We start from the raw sequence: 22,029 nt of genomic DNA, 5'->3' as shown, positions 1-22,029 counted from the left end.
GCTCCACGTTAGTGTAGCGGCTTTTTAATGTTTATTTCTGCATGGTCTGTGATTCGCCGATGGATCGGATTTCTTCTACTGTTTCCGGGTTTTCCAGGGCACTTAAATCACCAGCCGGTTCATTTAAAAAGGCAGACTTGATCGCCCGGCGCATGACCTTGGCATTTCTTGTTTTAGGCAGATCCGACACTGCAAAAATCCGCTTAGGCGCCAATGCTTTTCCTAACTTTTGAGCTAAGAATTCACGAATTTCATCGATCACTTCTTCTCTGTTTTGATCTTTTGAGTTTAGTACGGCAAAAGCGACGGGTTCTTCTCCTTTAATGCTGTGGGGAACTCCGATTACCCCGGCTTCAACAACGGATTCATGACCTACGAGGACCGATTCTACTTCAGCAGGTCCCAAACGTTTTCCGGCCACGTTTAAAACGTCATCAGAACGCCCTGTAATCGTATAGTACCCGTCATCATCAGCAATCACCCAGTCTCCGTGGACCCATGTATTCTCAAAACGGGACCAGTAAGCAGCTTCATACCTCTCATTGTCTTCAAAGAAGCCATTTGTCATTCCTACCCAGGGCTGTTTAATGACTAGTTCGCCGACCTCATTCCGTAAAGATTCTCCATTTTCATCAAAAACATCAGCATCCATACCTGGCAGCACGGCATTAAATGTTACCGGCTGAATCGGTTTAACGAGCACATTGCCAAAGATACCGCCGGAGATCTCGGTTCCTCCAGAATAGTTAAAAATCGGAACTTTGGATTTGCCGACATTTTTGAAAAGCCAGTTCCAAGGTTCAGGGTTCCAAGGTTCTCCCGTGGAGCCGATAACTTTCAATGAAGATAAGTCATGCTTTTTGATCCAGTCTTTTCCGTGCTTCATCATCGAACGTACAAGTGTCGGGGAAATACCGATATGTGTCACGTTATATTCATCAACCATCTGCCATAAACGGTCCGGGTTAGGGTAGTCCGGAGTTCCTTCAAACATTACGATGGATGCTCCATTTAAAAGTCCGCCGTATACGAGGAAAGGACCCATCATCCAGCCCATATCGGTATACCAGAACAGTGTATCTTCCTGGCAGACATCCATACAGATGCCGGCATCAAATGCTGCTTTAATTGGAAAACCTGCATGAGAATGAAGGACGCCTTTTGGTTTTCCTGTCGTTCCTGACGTGTAAATGAGCATACAAGGATCATCTGCTTTTGTACGCTTTGTTTCATAAACAGAGGAGTTGTTTAAAAGCTCTTCAAACGCAATATCTCTCTGCGGGTTCCACTGGTCGGCGGAACCTGTTCGGTCGACGACGATTACATGCTGTAAATGTTCACTGCGATCGGCAGCCATATCAGCTTCCTGTTTCATAGGGACGGTTTTGCCGCGCCGATAAAAGCCATTGGCAGTTATAAGAATTTTTGATCTTGAAGCATTGAGACGAGTGGAGATTGCCTCGGCCTTATAGCCTGAAAAAGTAGGGCAGGCAACGGCGCCAACTTTAGCAATCGCAAGCATTGAAATTAGCGTTTCGGGAAGCATCGGCATAAATAAAGTCACGATATCTCCTTTAGAAACTCCTAAATCTTCTAAGCCATTCGAGAAAGCGTTTACTTTTTCCTGCAGGCTTTTAAACGTGTAGGAGGTTTTATCACCATTGTCACCTTCCCATAATAAGGCGATTTTCTCCTTAGTTGACTCTTTTTCAGCCCACTTATCGAGAGCATTATGAACGACATTCATCTCAGCGCCGCTGAACCATTTAGGGTAGAGGGGGCCTTTTGAGAGATCAACTACTTCTTCATAAGGTTTATACCATTCAATTCCTAAAACAGAGCAAGCTTCTTCCCAAAGCCACTCGATATCTTCAATTGATTTTTTATGAAATTCATCATAATTATCATATCCGTGCACTTTCATCCACTGATAGAGTCTAGTGCTCTCTTTCAATTCGTCAGCTGGTGTCCAGGCAGTCTCATATGTACTCATTCTAACTTCCTCCTTAGCGACTTTTAAAATATTCAAAATAATGCTAATTATAGTATAACGGAATTTAAGAGCTGAATGAATGATAAATAGGAAGGAAGAAAGAAAATTATCGGAAACAAGCCTAATTCTATGAAAGTCGGGGTATATAAGTTAAGGGTATTTTTGAAATCACTTCATTATTGAGTTTCTTTTCTGTTAATGGTAAAGTCAAAATCGTAAGAGCAAGCTAGAGGGCTTCTCTTGCTTATGATTACCTGAGAGAGAAAAAATAATGTTATTCTAACTATGTAGTAAAAATGCTTACATGTAACTAGGAGGTAGACTATGAGAATTATAGTAGCAGGGGGAGACGGTTTTTGCGGATGGCCAACCGCACTGCACTTATCAAAGCAGGGTCATGAAGTAACGATCGTTGATAACTTAGCGAGAAGAAAAATTGACGATGAGTTACGCTCGAATTCAGTAACACCAATTGCTTCTTTAGAAGAAAGAGTAGCTAAATGGAAAGAGATTACTGGAAAAGAGATAAAAACTTTTATTGGAGATTTAAATCATTACGACTTTTTGCGTGAAGTGTTCCGCCAGACAGAACCTGAAGCGTTTGTACACTTCGCTGAGCAGCGTTCAGCTCCATATTCAATGATTGATAGAGAGCATGCTGTATATACTCAGTCTAATAATGTAATTGGTAACCTGAATGTATTGTATGCTATTAAGGAAATGGCTCCGGACTGTCACCTGATTAAATTGGGTACAATGGGAGAGTATGGTACACCAAACATTGATATTGAAGAAGGTTACATCGAGATTGAACACAATGGCCGTAAAGATACACTTCCATATCCGAAACAGCCAGGATCCTTCTATCATTTATCAAAAGTACATGACAGCCATAATATTATGTTCGCTTGTAAGATCTGGGGCATCCGTGCCACTGATTTAAACCAGGGGATCGTTTATGGGTTACATACAGAAGATACTCAGCTCGATCCTGTGTTGTATAACCGCGTGGATTACGATGGTGTCTTTGGAACAGCATTAAACCGTTTCATCAACCAGGCGGCCATCGGTCATGATATTACTGTGTACGGTTCCGGCGGACAGACAAGAGCCTTCTTAAACATTGAAGATACGGTACGCTGTGTGGAAATTGCAGCAGAGAATCCGGCTGACCGCGGAGAATTCCGTGTATTTAACCAGTTTACTGAATGGTTTACAGTGAACGAATTAGCGGAGCGTGTACAGAAGATCGCGAAAGAAGAAGGATTTAATACTGAGGTTCAGAAGATTGAGAACCCTCGTATTGAAAACGAAGATCATTACTATCATGCGAAAAACACGAAGCTTCGGGATCTCGGTTTAGAGCCTCATTTGTTAACAGATGATGTTATCCGTGATATCTTAAATGTAGCTGTTGAAAATAAAGACCGAATCATTAAGGAAAACGTATTGCCATCTATTACTTGGAAATAAGGAGTTTTACGCCTTGAAAATCGCCATCATTACCGAAACATTCCTACCATCAACAGACGGAGTAGTAACTAGATTAAAAGAAGCCATCAGATATCTCAGGCAGCAGGACCATGAAGTGGTAGTTATTGCTCCGGACCTGGGTGTAACTGAATATGAAGGTGCGATTGTTGAAGGTGTAAAAGCTACTACTATGCCTTTTTACCGGTATAAACAGTTTTCTCTGCCGCAGAAAAAGGTGAAAACGCTGCTTGAGAAACATGATCCTGATCTGGTGCATGTAGTTAACCCGGCCATTGTCGGAGTATCCGGTGTATATTATGCGGATAAAATGGGGTACCCGCTCATTGCTTCCTATCATACCCATGTTCCTAAATATTTTGAGTACTACAAATTATATCCACTTATACCTGCTTGCTGGTGGTATTTCAGGAAACTGCACAATTACGCTCATCTTAACCTGTGTACATCCAAGGCTACCCAGAAAGAATTAAATGCAAAGAAATTTCATAATGTTCACGTCTGGGACCGCGGCGTAGCGATTGACCATTACCATCCGCGCCATCGCAGTGAAAAAATGCGTGAACGTTTATCAGGCGGAGAACCAAATAACAAGCTGTTAGTGTTTGTAGGAAGGCTTGCAGCTGAAAAAGAGATTGATAAGATTAAGCCGCTTCTTGAGCAAAGGGAGGACCTTTCTCTTGCTATTGTAGGGGATGGACCTGAAAAGGAGTCACTGGAGAAATCATTTGCCGGAACGAAAACGACATTTACCGGATTATTGCACGGTGAAGAGTTAGCACAGGCATTTGCTTCATCAGATGCTCTTATTTTCCCGTCCATTACTGAAACATTAGGACTGGTGATCCTTGAGGCTATGGCGTCAGGGTTACCCGTAATTGCAGCAAAAAGTGGACCAACAATGGAACAGGTGGAAGATGGAAAGACAGGGCTGCTGTTTGAAAATGAAAATACAGACAGCATGATTTCAGCCATTAACCGGCTGGAAAACAAAGAATTGTACGAAAAGCTTTGTTATAATGCCAGAATTGAAGCAGAAAAATTCAGCTGGCAGAAGCCTTCTGAGCAAATTCTAGAGTTTTATTACCAGACTCTAAAGATTTATCAGGAAAGTTCATCTAAATCAGCTAAATCCAGACTTAAAGCCACAGAGTAATTCAATCTGTGGCTTTAGTTTTGCATTTTTAATGGATTTTAATTTTTACTTAGTACTTAGTAGTAACTCCGAACATTATTTAAAAACATACCATTTTTAATAACAAATAGAAGATGTCAGCAGGGCAGTGAATACTAATGTGCTGGAGAACGTTACGGTAAATTCAAACCATCCGTATTTTGTTTGGAAAAGTTAAAGGATAATTTGCAATGAGTGTAGAAAAATACTTAAGAACATTAAACAATTAGGGAGGCGAACTAATGATTAATAAAGTTGGTCAAATTATGCTGTATGTAGACGATCAGGATAAAGCAGTGAAATTTTGGACAGAAAAATTGGGTTTCTGCGTAATTTCTGATGAAAATAACGGTCAAGGAATGCGATGGATTGAAATAGCACCAGCAAAGGAATCAGAAACAAGTATAATACTTCACAATAAAGAATTAGTGGCTAAAATGGATCCGGAATTAAATCTAGGAACACCTTCGTTAATGTTTTTCACCAAAAACCTTGAGGAGTTACGTAACAAACTATCCAGCGAAGACATAACAGTTGGTGAAATAGTAAATATGCCGTCTGGCACAGTATTTAACTTTGCAGATCATGAAAATAACTATTTCGCAGTTATGGAAAAGAATGACTAGCAGTCAAAAAGTGTAATAGATCTTGAAACTTAGTAGCAACTCCAACTTAATATAAAAAAACTATTTATAAAACGGCAAAAGTCCCAGTAAGAGAAAACATCCAGGTTAGAAAAAAATGGCTGGGAAGTTAAAAAACATGAGAAACAAAGAATAACAATAATTCATGCAAAACACAATAACAGCTAATTTTTAATTTCGTCTCAATATCTAGAGTATACTTGTATTATGAGACAAAATTAATCTTTCTTAACTAACTTCCTATAATATATATTATGTTAACTAGAAAACAAAAAGTAAAATAGAGGGCTGTTTTATGCCCTCTACCTCTTTAATGTTTAATAATTTTACTCTCATACGGCTGTAATGAATGTCCTTCAAAAATTTTAACTTGATCACTGTGATTCATTATAAAGGAATATTCATCCTGGTCTGTATAACGTTTATAAACCTCAACGCATTCCTCAGTTTCTGTAATCGAGACTTCCTGCTGGACGGTGATCTCTTTAGCAATCATATTCATTGCCTGATCTTCGAGTCCGCCGCCAATATAATAAACTTTTCCGTTACCAAATAAATTCCTCGTTACGGCTGCATATTGGCTGTAAAATTCGTCACTGTATTCAAATAATACTTCAGCTGTCTCAGCGGTGATTAAATCTCTCCAAGCTGATAATGCTTCTACCTCCTGAACATGAATTCCTGTTAAAATACGCACAGGTCCTGGAAGTGGCTCCTTAAAAGGAATATTGTTATTTTTATCTTTTAAACCCGCCCTAAAAGAAAAAACGATTGTTCCGCCATTCTTCGTGAAATTTTCAAGTTTTTCGGCAAGCTGCTCGTCAATGATCTGCATAACAGGCACAACAACTACTTTGTAAGCTGATAGTTCCCGATCATAAGGAATGACATCAATTGGTGTATTTAAGTCGTAAAACGGCCGGTAGAGACGCATAAGCTCATCTTTAAATTCAAAGTCTTTGCTCTGCTGCTGTGAGCGCCACGACCATACATTATCATAATCGTAAATGACAGCTATTTCAGCTTCTATAGGAGCCTGCAGAACCTCTTCATAGTCTTTCATCTCATGAAAAAGTGACTGTACCTCTTTATATTTTCTTCCATATTGATTGTCGTGGTCCACCACACCAAAACAAAACTGTTCTGCCCCTTTTGTCATTCCTCTCCATCTGAAGTACAGCATATCCGTACAGCCATGGGCGAAGGCCTGATAGGACCACATTTTTGCCTGATTAGGCCTAGGGAGATAACCGATCACATCATGCCCCTGCGCTCCCATCAACTCTTCTACAATCCAGAAGTTCTTATCTAACAGACCGCGGTTAAAATCAAGCGTCATCGCAATTTCTGCTGGTGGAATCGGTTCTTCCAGGCCGCCCCAGACCGGATAATTATCGTAGGAGACAAAATCCATCGGCTTCACGTTTTCCGCATGATCAAACCATTTATTAAAAAAGCCGCCAGAGACATTTGTCGTCACTTGCTGCTCTGCACCTTTATGTTTCTTTACAATTGATGTCATTTCATGAGCAAAACTGTTAAGTGAAGCTGACCTGAATCTGGCCCAGTCTAATTTCAAGCTTGGATTATGTGTGGTAATCGTCGGTGTCGGGATAGGAATTTCCGAAAAGTCATTATAATTCTGCCCCCAGAAAATCGTTCCCCAGCTTTCATTTAAATGATCGATATCTTCGTATTTTTTAGATAGATAAATCTGAAATTTATTATGGCAGTTACTGCAGTAGCAAAGATCGCTGCCTTCATGGCCAAATTCATTATCTACCTGCCAGGCAATTATAGAGTTTTCGCTGCTGTAATGCTTAACTAATTCTTCTGTGATTCGGGCACTGTATTTTCGGTAGATCTCTGAATTAAAACAATATTGCCTGCGGCCGCCAAAAGCTCTTTTATGGCCGTATTCGTCTTCGGATAGTATCGAAGGATATGTACTGGCGAGCCAGGCTGGAAACGTTGCAGTCGGGGTTCCAAACATAATATCTACCCCCTTATTTTTCAAAGACTGAATGACCCCATCAAAAAATGAAAAATCAAACTGCCCTTCTTTTTTCTCCATTAAGTGCCAGGCGAATTCACCGATACGGACAATATTTTCTCCGAGTTCTTTTATTCCTTGTATATCTTCTTCCATCATTTCTTTCGGCCAATGCTCAGGATAATAATCAACACCAAGATAAGGCATGCTGCAGACCTCCAATTCATCTTAAAAATTTTCAATGCTTAAACGCTTTCAAAACTTAATAAATTTAATTAACTAATTTGTAACTAACCTACCATAAAGACTTCATCAAGGAAACCCTTTTTTATAAGTTTTCTCAGCCATTCAATTACTTGTATAAGAACTCCCCTCCATATAGAATGGAAACACTAAGTTCAAAAAGGATGAGTGTGCTATGAGAAGATCCGCCTTTATATCTGCTGTAGTTGCTGGATTAATCACCTTTTTAATGCGGCCCAAAAAAGTACTTGCACCTACACATGGAGTTGAGCGTAACGTTTATCCTCATTCGAAGGTTCCTATTTCTCCTGGCGATTTGTTATTTTCTCCAATTGGCAAAAGCGAATCAAAATATGTCGGGCATGTCGGAATCGTTACTTTTCAACAGGAGGTTGTTCATTCGATCCCCTCCGGCCTAGTAAATGACCCGATACCTCACTATTTTGAAAAGTTTCGTTCCATATCTGTGTATAGTGCCAAAAATTCTGAAGCCGGCGCAAAAGCAGCTGAGTATGTTGAATCCATTTTAGAGGAACAGAGAAATAGTCGTTATCGCGTATTTACTCCCTTACAAGTAATCAACCAGGAGCAATATTGTACTAAAATTGTGTGGCAGGCTTACTATTATGGATCCGGAATTAATCTCGGTCGTCTGCCTAAAGCAAGCCGGGCAATCCATCCTCAGCTTTTAAAAGACAGACGGCATTTAAACAGACTAATATAAAAAGTCCGCCCTTTTTATAACAAAGGCGAACTTTTTATTTATGTTTATATTATGACCATCTGGTACTTTTAACTTTTTAGTAATGTTTTTTTATTTTGGGTTTCGGAGTTACTACTAAGTTTTAAGTCAGAATCTTTATTCTTCATGATTGATCTTCGTCTGGCCGTCTGCCTGAATAATTTTTCTTTCTTTTAGCAGTTTTCCAATAGCCCGTTTAAATGCAGATTTGCTAATCTGGAAAGTTTCTCTGATCTCATCTGGATCACTTTTATCTGTTAAGTTCATGACGCCGTCGTTTTCTACAAGGTAGTTGTAAATTAACTCCGCATCTTCATCCATTACCTCCTGTTTCAGTGGTCTTAATGAGATATTGATTGTTCCATCTTCTTTTACGTCAATTACTCTTCCATCTACCTGTTCGCCGAGCCTAGGTTCTTCTGTTCTCTCATGGGGGTGAATAAACCCTCTATACCCTTCTCCTGTTAGCACAAAGGACCCTGCTTTCGTTGAGCGGTACACACGCGCTGCGACTTCTGTACGCAATAGAGACTCAGGCGCAGCAATGATATCTTCCTGAATTTCCCCTTCTGTGATTGGCTCTGCAAATATTCTACCCTTTTTGTCTTTTTCAAGACTTACAAACAGGCTGTCCCCTTCTTTAGGCCAGACTCTTTTCAGTTTAGGCAGGTGATCTACTGAAACGAGAAAAGCTTTATCCAGACCGATATTTACAAAAGCCCCGAGGTGAGGAACGACTTCTTCCACTTCTGCCCACCCATAAGATTCCATAGTGGCTTCCGGAATGACGGTAGTCGCCACTACTTGCTTATCTCTATTTTCGTAGATAAACACTTCGATCATCTGATCCTGTTCAAATGATTCTTCCTCTGCCTGGTCATTTGGAAGAAGGATTTCATGTTCTCCATCTGTAACGATGTAGCCGTCAGACTTTTTCTTAATTACTTTTACCTTTTGAATGGTACCTGTTAGATTATTATTCATTGCTCTCCAACTTTCTTGATATTAACTTTCCTGCTCTTTTACATAGTCAGCGAGCAACTGATAGGATCTAAGCTTGTCCTTAAAAGAAAAGATATTGGTGATGATTAAAAATTCATCGCTCTCATATCTTTCTTCCAGCTCTATTAACTGCTTATAAACAGTAGAAGGACTTCCTATCAAGCACCTTTTTCTGTTCTTCTCTATTTGCTCACTTTCTTTTAGAGAAAAACTGTGTTCTTTAACATCTTCAATAGAAGGAACTCGTGTATCCAGCCCTTTGACTACCTGAAGGAGCCACATATCCTGACTCTGCGCCAGTTCTTCTGCTTCTTCATCCGTTTCACCGCACACGACAAAAATACAGGCGTTGACAGCAGGTTCTTTTAGATGATCTGAGGCCTTAAACTTCTCGCGGTAGACGGCCAGTGTCTCGTCGGCATGTTCTGGATTAATAAAATGACCAAAAGTAAAGCCTGTGCCGTTTACGGCCGCATGGCGGGCTCCTCTTTCTGTCAGTCCTAACGTCCACATTTGTGGATTAGAAGGTGTATCCGGTTTAGCAGAGACGCCAAAATACTCATGCTCCTTAGGGATACTTCCCGTTAAAAACTGTCTCACTTCTTTTACCTGACGCGAGAAAGAGCTTAAAGGCTTATTATACCCATCAGTTAATGCGGCACGCGTCTTCTTGCCGCCGCCCGGGGAACGGCCTAGCCCTAAGTCAATTCGACCGGGAAACATAGCTTCAAGCATTTTAAAATTTTCGGCGACTTTTAATGGACTGTAATGAGGCAGAAGCACTCCGCCTGAGCCCACTCTGATATTTTTTGTTACAGAAGCTACTCTGCCGACTAATAATTCGGGGGAACTGCTTGCTAACCCGTTTGTATTATGGTGTTCAGCCACCCAGTAGCGGTGATAGCCAAGTTTTTCTGTAATCTGGGCAAGCTCTAGTGTGTTTTCTAATGCTTTTTGGGCAGTCTCTCCTTTTGAAATCGGGCTTTGATCAAGTACACTTAATCTCATGGAAACAGACCCTCTCTTATTTATAAACGTCTTTCATAATCTGATTTAATATCGCCAGCTGTTCTTCAAACAAAATCTTGTATTTTTTCTTAAGTACGTCGAATTCTTCTTTCCCTTTATCTGTTAAATAATACCAATACACTTTTTGTCTTCTTTTTTCATGGGATTTAAAGTCTTCTTTTCGATAGAGTAACCCTTCTTCAGTCATATCATGCAGTGTATCAAGAAGTGTTGAGGGTGCAGGGATCCAGTTTGTTGTAAGCTTTTTAAACTCGGCTTTAAAATGCTCGCTGATTAGTGGTTCACTTACCTGCAGCAAATGCATAATATAAAACTTTGTAAATTGAGCGGCACTCATATTTAAAGCAAACTTCTTCGGATTATTTTTATGAGACATCGTATCCTCTCCCTCTGGCTTTTCTTCTATTTTACAATAAAAACCAGAGGGTTTGTCTAATAATAAGCACATTTGTTCGGTTTTAATTTTATTTTTTGATTTTTATAGTATTCGGAGATACTACTAAGTTTTAAGTGAGTGTAATTTATTCAAATACTTTTCTGCGGATTTCCGGCTGGGCAAAATGATGATTTGAGCGTGAGAACAGTGCTGAAGCTGAGCGCTTATCAGCTTGCTTCTCTTCTTTTTAGGAAATTGCCAGACAAACTGGACAAATTCTTTATCAAGCTTTTCTACACAGCCTTCGCCGATATCCTCTCTCGTTCGACCATAGTTGTGCAGCCAGCGTTTGACCACGCGGTACAGGCAAAGATAGCGATTGAGATCGATCATAATAATAGTATCTGCTAAAGCAAGTCTCTCATTCCATACCTTGCTGTAGTTGCCTTCGATGATCCATTGATCCTTTTTTAAATAAAATTCCTGTTTAACCCTAAGCTCTTCCTGGGTAGACTGTAACCAACCAGGATTCCAAAATAAACGATCCATATGAACGACTTCAATATCGAGAATTTTTCCAAGCTGCCTGGCTAATGTAGATTTCCCTGAACCGGCTGAACCAATGATCGCAATTTTGTTCATACGCCACCTCTTTAAGAAAAATAGACACTTTAATAGTCTACCAATCTTCCTGTATTTACGAAAGCAGTTTATATGTAAATGATCTGAAACCAAATGAATTAGTAATTCGTCTATATAATGGGAATAAAAAAAGCCCACTATTGTGGGGGCAATAGCAGGCTTTTTATTAAACTGAATTTTTTACTATTCAGCAAGTACTTGGATAGTAACGTCTTGACGGCCGAAGTCTAATGCGTCTTCGCGATTAGGCATATAAAGATCGATTCTGTTTCCATCGATAGCTCCGCCAGTATCTCCAGCGATCGCTGTTCCATAGCCTTCAACGTATACTTTAGAACCTAATGGAATAACATCCGGGTCTACAGCTACAACTTTTTGATCAGGGTTCTTATTCAGGTCAATTCCAGTAGCTGTTACTCCAGTACATCCTGTGCAGCTTGCTGTATAAGCAGTTGCTTCTGCCGTAAATTCTTTAATTACATCATTGCTAGTATCATTTGAAGTTTCTTCAGTATTAGTTTCTTCCGCTGGGGCTTCTTCAGTTGTTTCCTCAGCCGGAGCTTCTGCCGGTTCTTCCGACGGAACGGCTTCACCGGAAACAGAAAGTTTGTCGCCTGGGTGAATAAGTGAACTTGATAGACCGTTCCAGCTCATAAGCTCGTCCACAGAAGCGTTGTGCTCTTTACCAATACCATAAAGAGTGTCACCTTTTTTAACTTCATAAGTTTCTGCTTGTTGAGCGGATGCTTCACCAGAAAGCTTTAGCTGTTGATCGATTAGAATCAAGTCAGAATCTAAATTATTTAGTTCTTTTAGTTTGTCTACGGAAGTATTATTTTCTTGAGAAATGCCCCAAAGAGTGTCACCTTTGTTTACTGTATATTCATCAGCGCTTACGCTTGTTGCGAACGCTCCAGTTAATGCTGCTGTTGCTGCTAATGAGAAAGCTGTTTTTTTCATATTGAGTCGAGTCCTCCTCTAAAATTGAAAGTGTTTGTTTTAACCACAATTACAAGACTAACAGATTCTCAATAAATTTTAAGAACAAACAGCTAACAGTTAGATTTCAACTATGACGCTTAAATTTCACTGAGTTTACAAATTAGGCCTATGTTACCATAGATCTCCAATTTTATACCTGATTTTAACTTTATTTGGCGTATAACAATTTAAAAATTATATAATTCATTAGGAATTTATTAAAAATGTAAATTTGGTTTTAATATAAATCTTCGTAAATTATTATGTTGGTTTTATAAAAAGGAAGGTCATTTACTCGCTTTCCATCTTAAAACCTTGTTAAACAACAAATAAAAAGAGAGCTGATTAAATAATCAGCTCTCTTTTTATTTATAAACTTGCTAACTGCCTTTTCACTTCTGGATCCTTAAGATATTCATCATAGGTCATCTCTTTATCAATTATCCCTTGCGGTGTTAATTCAATAATGCGATTAGCAATGGTTTGAATAAACTCATGGTCATGAGAAGCAAAGATAATCGATCCTTTAAACTTAATTAATCCTTTGTTCAAGGACGTAATAGACTCAAGATCCAAGTGGTTGGTCGGCTCATCCAGCAGCAGAACGTTTGCCCCGGAGAGCATCATTTTAGAAAGCATGCAGCGGACTTTCTCTCCACCGGATAATACGTTGGATTTCTTTAAGGCTTCTTCTCCTGAGAACAGCATTCTTCCTAGGAAACCGCGTAAGAATGTTTCTGTTTCATCTTCAGGAGAATATTGACGAAGCCACTCTACTAAGTTAATGTCATCGCGCTCAAAGAACTTAGAGTTATCTTTAGGGAAGTAGCTTTGAGAAGTCGTAATTCCCCACTTATACGTTCCTTCATCAGGTTCGATTTCACCCATTAAGATTTGGAATAAAGTCGTCTTGGCTACTTCATTACTTCCAACAAGAGCGACTTTATCATCCTTATTTAACGTAAAGCTTACATTGTTTAAAACCTTTACCCCGTCAACGGTTTTGCTGAGGTTTTTGACTGTCAGTAAATCATTTCCGATTTCGCGGTCAGCTTTAAATGCGATATACGGATATTTACGGGAAGACGGCTGAATATCATCGAGCGTAATTTTCTCGAGTAGCTTCTTACGGGATGTTGCCTGTTTTGATTTAGAAGCATTAGCACTAAATCGCGCCACAAACTCTTTTAGATCTTTAATTTTTTCTTCTTTCTTTTTGTTCTGCTCTTCCGCCATTCTCTGCGCTAACTGACTTGATTCATACCAGAAATCGTAGTTGCCGACATAGATTTGAATTTTTCCAAAGTCTAAATCTGCAATGTGGGTACATACGTTATTAAGGAAGTGACGATCGTGAGACACAACGATTACGGTGTTCTCAAAATCAATTAAAAAGTCCTCAAGCCACTGAATCGCATTGATATCAAGGTGGTTGGTCGGCTCATCCAGCAGAAGCACATCGGGATTTCCAAAGAGTGCCTGAGCTAATAGCACTTTCACTTTTTCAGAACCTGACAGCTCCTGCATCTTTTTATCGTGAAGATCCTCTGAGATGCCAAGACCTGTTAATAGACGGGCAGCTTCCGAATCAGCTTCCCAGCCATTCATTTCAGCAAACTCGCCTTCAAGTTCAGCAGCTCTCATGCCGTCTTCTTCCGTGAAATCGCCTTTCATATAAATCGCATCTTTTTCCTGCATGACTTCATATAAACGGCTGTGTCCCATAATAACTGTTTGCAGCACAGGGTATTCATCGTACTCGAAGTGGTTCTGCTTTAATACAGCGAGTCTCTGGTCATTCTTTAAAGAAACGTCACCTGTCTGAGGTTCAATTTCTCCGCTCAAAATTTTAAGAAATGTAGACTTCCCGGCGCCATTCGCACCGATAAGGCCATAACAGTTTCCTGGGGTAAATTTTATATTTACGTCTTCAAACAGTTTCTGATCACCGTAACGAAGACTTACATTAGTTACATTTAACATTCAATAAACCTCCCGTACCTAAGTGTATAACATTCAAATTATATCATTCATTGAGGTCGCAGAATAGGGTTTTCTATTACTCCCTTTCATCATAGACAAAAAAATCGACTTCTATAGGATCGGAAGTCGATTTTACTTTATTATATATGGTTTTTATTTGTAAATTTATTTCTCTTTCTCATTATAATATAAGCTGTTATTTGTAACGACTTGAATTACTTTGGAAGTTGCCTCCATTTCACTCTTACATAGAGGACATGTTGGCTGTTCATCAGACTTAAAGTTGTCACGCATCCAACATTTACAGTCATCAGATGTACATACCCAAATTTTTGTTTCTTCTTCAATTATTTCCGCTTGGTTCTTCTTACCGAATGCCATACGTATCGAAACCTCCTTTGGACATGAAATGTAATATGTAAAAGAGACTGACTATCGTAAAGCCAGTCTCTTTTATTACCTTATAGTTTGGTTACATTAGCAGCTTGAGGTCCGCGGTCGCCTTCTGTAATTTCGAATTCTACAGCTTGACCTTCTTCTAGAGATTTGAATCCTTCTTCTTGAATAGCGCTGAAGTGTACGAACACATCGTCTCCGCCTTCAACTTCGATAAATCCAAATCCTTTTTCAGCGTTAAACCATTTTACTGTACCAGTTTTCATAAAAATGGGTCCTCCAATGTTTCTAAAAATTAATATGTGTTCCATGTCCCATGAAAAAATCACATATTATAAAAAGTACCAATCGCTGCTGATAACTCTTTATAATACATGATTTTGAGTTATGCTCTGGCTTACTATTTATATACACGTATAACTATACATTACTTCACCGGTGAAGTCAAGCTGGCGCCAGGGAGAATCTACCCCTGCTCAATCACACCACAGGCCATACGAAGCCCGGCGCTGCCGCTCGGCTGTGATTTAAAGTCATCTGGACTCTGATGGATAATTACTGATTTTCCTAAAATATCTTTTACTTCAAATCGATCCGTAAAAAAGATCATTCTCGCTCTGCCGCTATTGGAAAAAATAACTGGAAAGTCTCCTGTATGATTCCCATGCGGCTGCTCATCCGGATTCCAGTGGCCGCCTGCTGTCTCAAAAGGTTTTTCCCCATCTCCAACTTCACATACTCCTTTTTCGTGAATATGAAATCCGTGCGGGCCGACCTGAGTGCCGTCCGGTTTCTTTTCAAATTCAGGGAGCCCTTCTAATTGAACGATTACTTCCACACCATAGGGCATTTGAATAAAGTTCATCATTCCTTTAAGGTCCGGCGCAAGCGGACTGCTGTGAAATTGAACAAAGGCTCTTATTTCAGACGGGCTCCTCGAACCGTAAAGGACAGGGAGCATAATTTTCATCAACTCCTTTCTACCTCATTTTATGTAATAAATGTGGAATTATGACCCAGCAATTTTACTTAAATTGGGCGATGTGCTACACTCCGAATGAAAGATCAACAAAGGAGAGTAAGCACATATGAAAAAATTAGTACTCGCAGCTTTTATTTCTGTATTGGCAGCCTTCATACTGATGGCTTGCGGAGGAAATGAAAGTGCTGAAGATGATAATAAAAATACTGAACAGAAAGAATCCGATCCGGTCGCCGTCGTTAATGGTGAAGAAATTCCCCGTAAGGAATTTGAAACCCAGCTTGACGGGGCTAAAAAGCAGTATGAACAAATGGGCATGGATGTAAAAGGCAAGGAAGAACAGCTCCAAAAAAGTATAATTGATCAAATGGTCGGGCTCGAATTATTGAAACAGGAAGCAAAAAAAGAAGGTTATGAAGTTTCCGAAGACGAAGTAGATAAGCGTTATGAAGAGTTCACTTCCCAGTTTGAAAGTGAAGAAGCTCAAAAGAAAGCTTTTGAAGAAAGCAACCTGACAGAAGAAAAAGTAAAAGACGAGCTGCAACAGAGCTTAGTCATTAATAAATATTTGAAAGAAAATACAGAAGAAGTTAAGGTCTCAGAAGATGAAATGAAAAAGCAGTATGATACGATGAGCGAGCAGCAAGGTGAGGATCAGAAGATGCCAAGCTATGAAGAATCTAAAGACCAGATCAAACAGCAGCTAACGACACAGAAAGAAAATGAACAAGTGAAGAAGCTAATTGAGAAATTAAAAAAAGATGCCGAAGTTGATGTGAAAATATAAAAAAATCCCTTGGAACGTTTCCAAGGGATTTTTTTATTTATACGATTTTTTTCAGTTGATTCAGTCGAGCCTGCACTTCTTCTGTATCTGCTGTGTGCTGCAGCCCAAACAGCAGCCGGTTAAATGACTGCTGCACGTCTTCTTTCCATTGTTGCTGTGCATCTAAAACGCCCTGTGAAAGGAGCTCCTGATAATGTTCATTTAACGGCCCATTGGCCGACTCCACTACTTCAATCAACGGACCTTTTATCCGGTCGGCCAGCTGGTCTTTTATCTTTTCTTTTTCATTTTGTTCAAAGAATGATTTCGTTCCTTTAAACTGAGCGAGAATGGAAGAAAGATCTTCTACTTGCAGCGGCAGCGTGTAATTCACAACCGGAGCATTCAGCCGCTCCCATTCATAGTACGACAGGGTAATCGACCTGATCTTCTGCATTTGAAGCTCAAGCTCGTCGTGCTGCTGCTGCAGCCGCTCCTTAATAAAGCTTTCCATTCGAATTGAAACCGCCCGGATTTCCTGATTCATTTCAAATTCGATTTCTTCAAGCAGGTGTTGTGCAGCTTTTCTTAAGTTCTTTTTCGCTTCTGATTTTGTTCCTTTAATCACTGCTGGATTCATCTGATTTTTATAATAGTCGTGATAGTTCAGCATTAATCGTTCACTTACATAATGCAGCTGCTTTTCCGTTTTATTTTGAACAGCCTGATGATTCCTCTCGGCAGCAAGCCCGTTTAGAACCTGCTCTGCTTTGCGTTGTTCTTCTTTAATCCGCTCGATTTCTTTTTGCTTTTGATCTTCATCTAAGGAAGCCTGTTCAATGAATCCTTCAAGTGTTTGGACAGCTTCTTTTATATCCTGATGCATCGAATGATGGAGTACTTCTGTTAATTCTTCTTTCAAAAAGGAAGAAAACCTTTCTTCAAATGCCATAAAGCCTTTTTCCTGCTCCTTCGGATGACGAAGCGCATTTAGACTTGATAATGAGAAAATTCTCGGCTTCCTTATTTGAAACTGCTGAAGCTGGTCCTGAAGATAATTTTCAACGGTCGTCAGTTCATCCTGCGAAGAAGCTAAATCTGCTGCATTAATAATGAAGAACATCTTATCCATTTCAAATGAGTCCTTCACACGGCCAAGCTGTGTTAAAAACGACTGATCCGCTTTGGAAAATGGATGGTTGTAATAAGTGACAAACAAGATAGCATCCGCGTCTTTTATATACTCAAACGAAACATCTGTGTGCCGGGCATTGACCGAATCCGCTCCCGGAGTATCTACTAACGTTACACCCGCATTCGTCCACTCACATTCATAATAGATGTGAACCCATTCAATGAAACAAGACGTCTTTTCTTCTGAGACAAACGAAGACAGCTCATTCCATGTGATAATTGTTTCTTGATCGATCTTATCGCTCATTTTCTGATAGCCTTGCGTAAACGCGGCAATGAATGAGCGTTTCTTATGTTCAAGCTGATCTATTTCTTCTTCCCGCCAGCTGTTTAATCGATCATAAGCTTTATCCAATGAGTCTGCCTTAAGCGACTGATCAGAAGCGTGGAACAGATCTTCGAGTAAATCCTGCTCAGACTTCACTTTTACAACAACAGTCTTATGCTCGTATTTTTCTGTAGGAGCAGAAATTTTGTTAATTGTAGCCGTCGTTGGATTTGGAGAAACCGGCAGAATCGATTCACCTAACAACGCGTTGGCAAATGATGATTTCCCTGCACTAAATGCCCCAAACAGAGCAATAGTATAAGAACGGTGGTCGAGCCGCTGTTTCTTTTCGGTTAACTGCTGTCGTAAACTTTCCAACCCTTCAACAGATTGCAAAATATCAATCGCCTGTTCTGCCCGTTCCTTCATCCCTGTTTTAACAGAAGGTGAGTCATCAGCAGCGGCTTCATAATCTTCTGAAAGCATGGGCTCCTCTTTATTCTTGCGCGGGGCTAAATCCTCCGGTTTTAAATTTTGAATACTTTCAGCTTTATTAAAGAGCACTTCCTTAATCTGAAAGAGTGCTGCTTCATCTTCAACACCCTGATGGAACGCCTCTTCTAAGCGCTCTCTTTCCCGTTGTATGTGAGCTTCGATCTCTTCGATAGCTGCTATAAGCTGTTCTTTTTCTTCAACGGCCTGATAGTAAGCAGAATTCCGTTCTTTATCTGCCTCCTCATCCTCTTCTAAATAACATTCAATGTCAGACCAGAATCGCTGCATTTCTTGACGGAAAAATTTCTGGATATCTTTCGCCAGCTGATCCGTATACCTTAAAACATACTCTCCCGTCACTGAGGCTCCTGATTCAACAAGTTGATCTAGCTGCTCTTTCGGATAATAAGGGGCAAATCTCTGTACCTTATTTAGCAGCGATTCATCCATGATTTTCTGCTCATCTAAAAACGAGCTCAGTCTTTCTTTTAAAGGCCATACGAGGTTTTTCTCCAGCGTATCATTTAAGACTTCGCTGAAACGCTGAAATCTATTTTCTCTTTCTTCTTCGGTTTTCTTCTTAGTTCCGAGCCAGCCTACTTTAAAGTTCGGCTGTTTTGCTTCTAAATAAGTGCGTGCTTCTTCACGAACTTCACTTGGCATTAAATAAGCATTGGAAATATAGTTATAGACCCGCTCATTGAATCTTTCTTTTACGGAAGGCAGTGAAACAGCCCCTGTCCCTTGAGGTTCTTCTTCTGCTATCGTCTTTGAAGCTTGTTTAAGGTTTTCATGCAGATCATCTTTTTGCTCACTGTATTGATCAGATAACTCTTCCAGTCCTTCTTCAATCAAGGAATACGTATGTCCGTAAATACCCTGCTTTTTTCCTGAAGGTGTCATTTTTTCTTGAAAGTCTTCCTGCAGCTGGTGAAACTGGCTGTTGGCATTACTTTTATCTACCAATGAAGTAAAGAAAATGGCCTCTGGATCAATTCCCCACATGTTTAAAGATTGACGCACACTGTCTTTAAACTGATCAAATGTCAATTCTTCTTCATTATGCTTATCAACCATATTAATGATGATGGAAAAAGGAGTCGCCCGCTTCTGCATTTCAAGCAGGAACCCTAGATTCACTTCAGACTGTACATGGTTATAGTCCATCACATAATAAAGGTAATCCATCAGGTGCAGTGAAGACTCGGTGATTACGCGGTCAGCATCATTCGTCGAGTCTACACCGGGCGTATCTAATACACTCACATACTCCGGCAGCCCCTTTATCGGACGGGAAATATCAAGCTCTTTAATACTATCGCCGTCACGGCAAAGCGACCTTACCACATCGAGGTCGATTTCCCCTTCGTACTGCTCAGGAGAGGTATCGTTATAATAAACAGTGGTTTTTGGATCACCGCTGCTTAAATGAACGATATTTGCACTCGTTGGAATCGGACTGGAAGGCAGGATATCACTTTCCATTAAGTGATTGATCATCGTTGATTTTCCTGCAGAGAAATGACCCGCAAATCCAATCATCACCCGCTGATTCAGCCTTTTATTGATAAGATCCAGCAGTTTTCCTGCCTGGATTGGATACTCATGTTCCATTGCTTTATAAAGCGAAGTCAACTTTGCTAAAAGTTTATCTTCGGTTGTAGTAGATGTCCCCATTCTCATTCTCCTTTAGTTCCTCTCCTATCGTACCCTTATTATAGCAAATCACTGCTTTTTTGCAGTTTATAACAATCTTTTTTTCTCGTCATTCTCTGAAATGAAAGCAGAAAAACCTTTGACGGGGTTATCGATTGTAAAGGTCTGGACGATCCGGTCGACATACGCGGAGGATAAATACTTTGAGGCCCCTCTGTAGATTTCTTTTGCATAATGCAGCGGTACAGCAATATCTTCTTTCTTCTCAAGAACAGTAAACGTTAAGACCTGAAGTATTTCTCCGTTACATTTTACGTCCACCACGGTCGGCCGGTAGTGATGATTGTTGACGCCTTCTCTCATATACAAATAATCAAGGGCGTTTATTTCAATGTGATATAAAACACCTTCGACTTTTTCATGCTGATTCTCTCTGATGTCGGCTCTTGCTCCATCCTCAAGATGTATACCAAAGGCAAGCTGGTAGCCATTTAGCACAGCCGGGCCTGCTACGTTTCGAAAATGGTGATCGACTTTCCCCTGGATAAATCTCTCTTGATCCATGCAGGAACCAAAAGCGAAATAATACAGTTTTTCTCTTTGCAGCTGCTGCTCTACTTTCCAGTCACCATGCTCAATTTTTTCAACTTTTTCTAAAGGAGGACTAGCGAAGTAAGTAAAAGCCTGATTAGTAAAGTATTCAGAGGTCACTTTTACTTTTTCCCGGGTAAATAAAGAAGAGGGGTCAGAAGGACTGTAACCTTCGAGTTTATCAATTTTGTTTAATGTGGATTCATCAATATTATACAATTCTCCATAGACCAGCTCACTTTCGCTGTGAGTAAGAAGCGGGTAGTACGATTTCCCCCGGTATAAACTTCCGTGAACCCATGCTTGTTCACTGACGAGCTGGGCATCTTCTAATAAATGGTGATTAGGTTCGTTCTTACACAATGTTCCATAGACAAACAAAAACAACAAGATCACTCCTTCATTATATCCTGATAAGCCAAAAGCGGCCCTAAGGATCGAGCGGATCTTACCGCACGAAGCACGGCCTGCTCGATCACGTGACTTGCTAAGTAGCTTAAACTGTTTAGATCCGCACTGACCTGATTTGTGCTCATCACAAATATTGTATCACCGTCGACAAACGTGTGTGACGGTCTCATCGTCGCAGCAAATCCATCATGAGCAATAGATGCCAGTTTATTCGCTTCCGATTTTTGCATTTTCGCATTCGTTAGTACAGCAGCAAGCGAAGTATTACCGCTGAAACGATTCGTCTGTGACTGATTAATCTGTTTCAGCAGGACCTCTTCCGTCTTATAAAACTTTTTATGCTCTTTATCAAATGCCCCGGCGAGTCGTTCTCCTGATACAGGATCAATTATATCGCCAAAACTATTCACCACAGCGACCGCCCCGATTTGCAATTCACCGATATTTAAGGCAAAATGGCCGAGGCCGCCTTTCATGGCCTTATTCATTCCCAGGCATTTTCCGACAGATGCTCCACTTCCCGCTCCGACATTTCCTTGCTGGGTGGAGGAACCTTTCAGTGCTTCTTGAGCCGCTCTTTTTCCCATAGCGGCATCTGGACGTACCGCATTATCTCCAGTCAGTAAGTCATAAAGAATCGCCCCGGGCACGATCGGTACAAGACCGCCTTCGGTTTCAAAACCAATCTCTGTTTCCTCTAATGCTTCCATTACACCTCCGCCCGCCTGAAGACCATAAGCACTTCCCCCGGCGAAAAACACAGCATGGACACGATCGACGATATTTTCGGATTTCAACAGATCTGTTTCCCGTGTCCCGGGAGCTCCACCGCGAACGTCAACTCCTGAAACAGCCCCTTGTTTACACAGAATGACGGTACAGCCTGTGGCTCCTTCTTCATCCTGGTCGTGGCCGATCTGAAAACCAGCCAGTTGATCGATCGAAATTTCCTGCATTTTTTTCACTCACTTTCAGGT

At 40.4% G+C, this 22,029-nt stretch carries 19 protein-coding genes; 5 read left to right on the top strand and 14 right to left on the bottom strand.

The genetic code is table 11. The features are described 5' to 3' along the window. Positions 1-31: 31 nt before the first annotated feature. The gene (locus HUS26_RS06525) at positions 32-1,993 is read right to left on the bottom strand and encodes an AMP-binding protein (RefSeq protein ID WP_173916386.1); all 1,962 of its coding nucleotides are present in this window, start codon (positions 1,991-1,993) and stop codon (positions 32-34) included. A 324-nt stretch (positions 1,994-2,317) separates the two neighbouring features. Between HUS26_RS06525 and HUS26_RS06520 the strand changes: the two genes are divergently transcribed. The 3 genes from HUS26_RS06520 to HUS26_RS06510 all read left to right on the top strand — a co-directional run bounded on the left by HUS26_RS06520 (position 2,318) and on the right by HUS26_RS06510 (position 5,284). Then, a complete protein-coding gene (locus HUS26_RS06520) occupies positions 2,318-3,466 on the top strand; it encodes an NAD-dependent epimerase/dehydratase family protein (protein ID WP_173916385.1) in 1,149 nt (382 codons plus the stop codon). A gap of 13 nt (positions 3,467-3,479) precedes the next feature. Further along, positions 3,480-4,640, top strand: a complete 1,161-nt coding sequence (locus HUS26_RS06515) for a glycosyltransferase family 1 protein (protein ID WP_173916384.1) — start codon at positions 3,480-3,482, stop codon at positions 4,638-4,640. A 260-nt stretch (positions 4,641-4,900) separates the two neighbouring features. Further along, a complete protein-coding gene (locus tag HUS26_RS06510; protein WP_173916383.1) occupies positions 4,901-5,284 on the top strand; it encodes a VOC family protein in 384 nt (127 codons plus the stop codon). 328 nt (positions 5,285-5,612) lie between these two features. On the opposite strand, the gene HUS26_RS06505 is transcribed toward HUS26_RS06510, so the two are convergent. After that, entirely contained in the window at positions 5,613-7,502 is a 1,890-nt protein-coding gene (locus tag HUS26_RS06505; protein ID WP_173916382.1) for a beta-galactosidase, read from the bottom strand. A gap of 211 nt (positions 7,503-7,713) precedes the next feature. Here HUS26_RS06505 and HUS26_RS06500 point away from each other — a divergent pair, with 211 nt between their 5' ends. Then, positions 7,714-8,262: a YiiX/YebB-like N1pC/P60 family cysteine hydrolase gene (locus HUS26_RS06500; protein ID WP_173916381.1), complete on the top strand. Its 549-nt coding sequence runs from the start codon at positions 7,714-7,716 to the stop codon at positions 8,260-8,262. A gap of 135 nt (positions 8,263-8,397) precedes the next feature. Here the strand turns inward: HUS26_RS06500 and HUS26_RS06495 are convergent, their stop codons facing one another. From HUS26_RS06495 to HUS26_RS06455, 9 genes are all read right to left on the bottom strand, one after another. Next, a complete protein-coding gene (locus HUS26_RS06495) occupies positions 8,398-9,264 on the bottom strand; it encodes a S1 RNA-binding domain-containing protein (RefSeq protein WP_173916380.1) in 867 nt (288 codons plus the stop codon). A 21-nt stretch (positions 9,265-9,285) separates the two neighbouring features. Beyond that, positions 9,286-10,290 (bottom strand): LLM class flavin-dependent oxidoreductase, encoded by a 1,005-nt coding sequence (locus HUS26_RS06490; protein ID WP_173916379.1) that lies wholly within the window; start codon positions 10,288-10,290, stop codon positions 9,286-9,288. Between the two features lie 16 nt (positions 10,291-10,306). After that, positions 10,307-10,687: a helix-turn-helix transcriptional regulator gene (locus tag HUS26_RS06485; RefSeq protein WP_173916378.1), complete on the bottom strand. Its 381-nt coding sequence runs from the start codon at positions 10,685-10,687 to the stop codon at positions 10,307-10,309. 123 nt (positions 10,688-10,810) lie between these two features. Beyond that, entirely contained in the window at positions 10,811-11,329 is a 519-nt protein-coding gene (locus HUS26_RS06480) for a hypothetical protein (RefSeq protein ID WP_173916377.1), read from the bottom strand. A gap of 183 nt (positions 11,330-11,512) precedes the next feature. Continuing rightward, positions 11,513-12,289: a 3D domain-containing protein gene (locus HUS26_RS06475; protein WP_173916376.1), complete on the bottom strand. Its 777-nt coding sequence runs from the start codon at positions 12,287-12,289 to the stop codon at positions 11,513-11,515. Between the two features lie 390 nt (positions 12,290-12,679). Continuing rightward, positions 12,680-14,293 (bottom strand): ABC-F family ATP-binding cassette domain-containing protein, encoded by a 1,614-nt coding sequence (locus HUS26_RS06470; protein ID WP_173916375.1) that lies wholly within the window; start codon positions 14,291-14,293, stop codon positions 12,680-12,682. A 165-nt stretch (positions 14,294-14,458) separates the two neighbouring features. Next, positions 14,459-14,674 (bottom strand): cold-shock protein, encoded by a 216-nt coding sequence (locus HUS26_RS06465; protein WP_173916374.1) that lies wholly within the window; start codon positions 14,672-14,674, stop codon positions 14,459-14,461. An 80-nt stretch (positions 14,675-14,754) separates the two neighbouring features. Then, positions 14,755-14,955 carry a cold-shock protein gene (locus HUS26_RS06460; protein WP_173916373.1) on the bottom strand — a complete coding sequence of 67 codons (201 nt, stop codon included), beginning with the start codon at positions 14,953-14,955 and terminating at the stop codon, positions 14,755-14,757. Positions 14,956-15,155: 200 nt separating this feature from the next. Beyond that, on the bottom strand, positions 15,156-15,659 hold the full coding sequence (locus HUS26_RS06455) for a superoxide dismutase family protein (protein WP_173916372.1): 504 nt from the start codon (positions 15,657-15,659) through the stop codon (positions 15,156-15,158). A 118-nt stretch (positions 15,660-15,777) separates the two neighbouring features. Here HUS26_RS06455 and HUS26_RS06450 point away from each other — a divergent pair, with 118 nt between their 5' ends. Next, positions 15,778-16,458: a SurA N-terminal domain-containing protein gene (locus HUS26_RS06450; RefSeq protein ID WP_173916371.1), complete on the top strand. Its 681-nt coding sequence runs from the start codon at positions 15,778-15,780 to the stop codon at positions 16,456-16,458. A gap of 37 nt (positions 16,459-16,495) precedes the next feature. Here the strand turns inward: HUS26_RS06450 and HUS26_RS06445 are convergent, their stop codons facing one another. The 3 genes from HUS26_RS06445 to HUS26_RS06435 form a co-directional block, all read right to left on the bottom strand. After that, on the bottom strand, positions 16,496-20,071 hold the full coding sequence (locus HUS26_RS06445) for a dynamin family protein (protein ID WP_173916370.1): 3,576 nt from the start codon (positions 20,069-20,071) through the stop codon (positions 16,496-16,498). 66 nt (positions 20,072-20,137) lie between these two features. Further along, positions 20,138-21,028 carry a gamma-glutamylcyclotransferase gene (locus HUS26_RS06440; RefSeq protein ID WP_173916369.1) on the bottom strand — a complete coding sequence of 297 codons (891 nt, stop codon included), beginning with the start codon at positions 21,026-21,028 and terminating at the stop codon, positions 20,138-20,140. A gap of 5 nt (positions 21,029-21,033) precedes the next feature. Continuing rightward, positions 21,034-22,008 (bottom strand): P1 family peptidase, encoded by a 975-nt coding sequence (locus HUS26_RS06435; protein ID WP_173916368.1) that lies wholly within the window; start codon positions 22,006-22,008, stop codon positions 21,034-21,036. Positions 22,009-22,029 lie beyond the last annotated feature (21 nt).

Source organism: Halobacillus sp. Marseille-Q1614 (genome assembly GCF_902809865.1).
Lineage (GTDB): Bacteria > Bacillota > Bacilli > Bacillales > Halobacillaceae > Halobacillus_A.
Note: the sequence above shows the minus strand (reverse complement) of the source record. Positions and strands in the feature narration are given on the sequence as shown.

Coding starts and splice junctions, on each gene's coding strand:
- HUS26_RS06525 (WP_173916386.1), bottom strand. CDS start 1,993: ATGAGTACATATGAGACTGCCTGGACACCAGCTGACGAATTGAAAGAG.
- HUS26_RS06520 (WP_173916385.1), top strand. CDS start 2,318: ATGAGAATTATAGTAGCAGGGGGAGACGGTTTTTGCGGATGGCCAACC.
- HUS26_RS06510 (WP_173916383.1), top strand. CDS start 4,901: ATGATTAATAAAGTTGGTCAAATTATGCTGTATGTAGACGATCAGGAT.
- HUS26_RS06505 (WP_173916382.1), bottom strand. CDS start 7,502: ATGCCTTATCTTGGTGTTGATTATTATCCTGAGCATTGGCCGAAAGAA.
- HUS26_RS06500 (WP_173916381.1), top strand. CDS start 7,714: ATGAGAAGATCCGCCTTTATATCTGCTGTAGTTGCTGGATTAATCACC.
- HUS26_RS06495 (WP_173916380.1), bottom strand. CDS start 9,264: ATGAATAATAATCTAACAGGTACCATTCAAAAGGTAAAAGTAATTAAG.
- HUS26_RS06490 (WP_173916379.1), bottom strand. CDS start 10,290: ATGAGATTAAGTGTACTTGATCAAAGCCCGATTTCAAAAGGAGAGACT.
- HUS26_RS06485 (WP_173916378.1), bottom strand. CDS start 10,687: ATGTCTCATAAAAATAATCCGAAGAAGTTTGCTTTAAATATGAGTGCC.
- HUS26_RS06480 (WP_173916377.1), bottom strand. CDS start 11,329: ATGAACAAAATTGCGATCATTGGTTCAGCCGGTTCAGGGAAATCTACA.
- HUS26_RS06475 (WP_173916376.1), bottom strand. CDS start 12,289: ATGAAAAAAACAGCTTTCTCATTAGCAGCAACAGCAGCATTAACTGGA.
- HUS26_RS06470 (WP_173916375.1), bottom strand. CDS start 14,293: ATGTTAAATGTAACTAATGTAAGTCTTCGTTACGGTGATCAGAAACTG.
- HUS26_RS06465 (WP_173916374.1), bottom strand. CDS start 14,674: ATGGCATTCGGTAAGAAGAACCAAGCGGAAATAATTGAAGAAGAAACA.
- HUS26_RS06460 (WP_173916373.1), bottom strand. CDS start 14,955: ATGAAAACTGGTACAGTAAAATGGTTTAACGCTGAAAAAGGATTTGGA.
- HUS26_RS06455 (WP_173916372.1), bottom strand. CDS start 15,659: ATGAAAATTATGCTCCCTGTCCTTTACGGTTCGAGGAGCCCGTCTGAA.
- HUS26_RS06450 (WP_173916371.1), top strand. CDS start 15,778: ATGAAAAAATTAGTACTCGCAGCTTTTATTTCTGTATTGGCAGCCTTC.
- HUS26_RS06445 (WP_173916370.1), bottom strand. CDS start 20,071: ATGGGGACATCTACTACAACCGAAGATAAACTTTTAGCAAAGTTGACT.
- HUS26_RS06435 (WP_173916368.1), bottom strand. CDS start 22,008: ATGCAGGAAATTTCGATCGATCAACTGGCTGGTTTTCAGATCGGCCAC.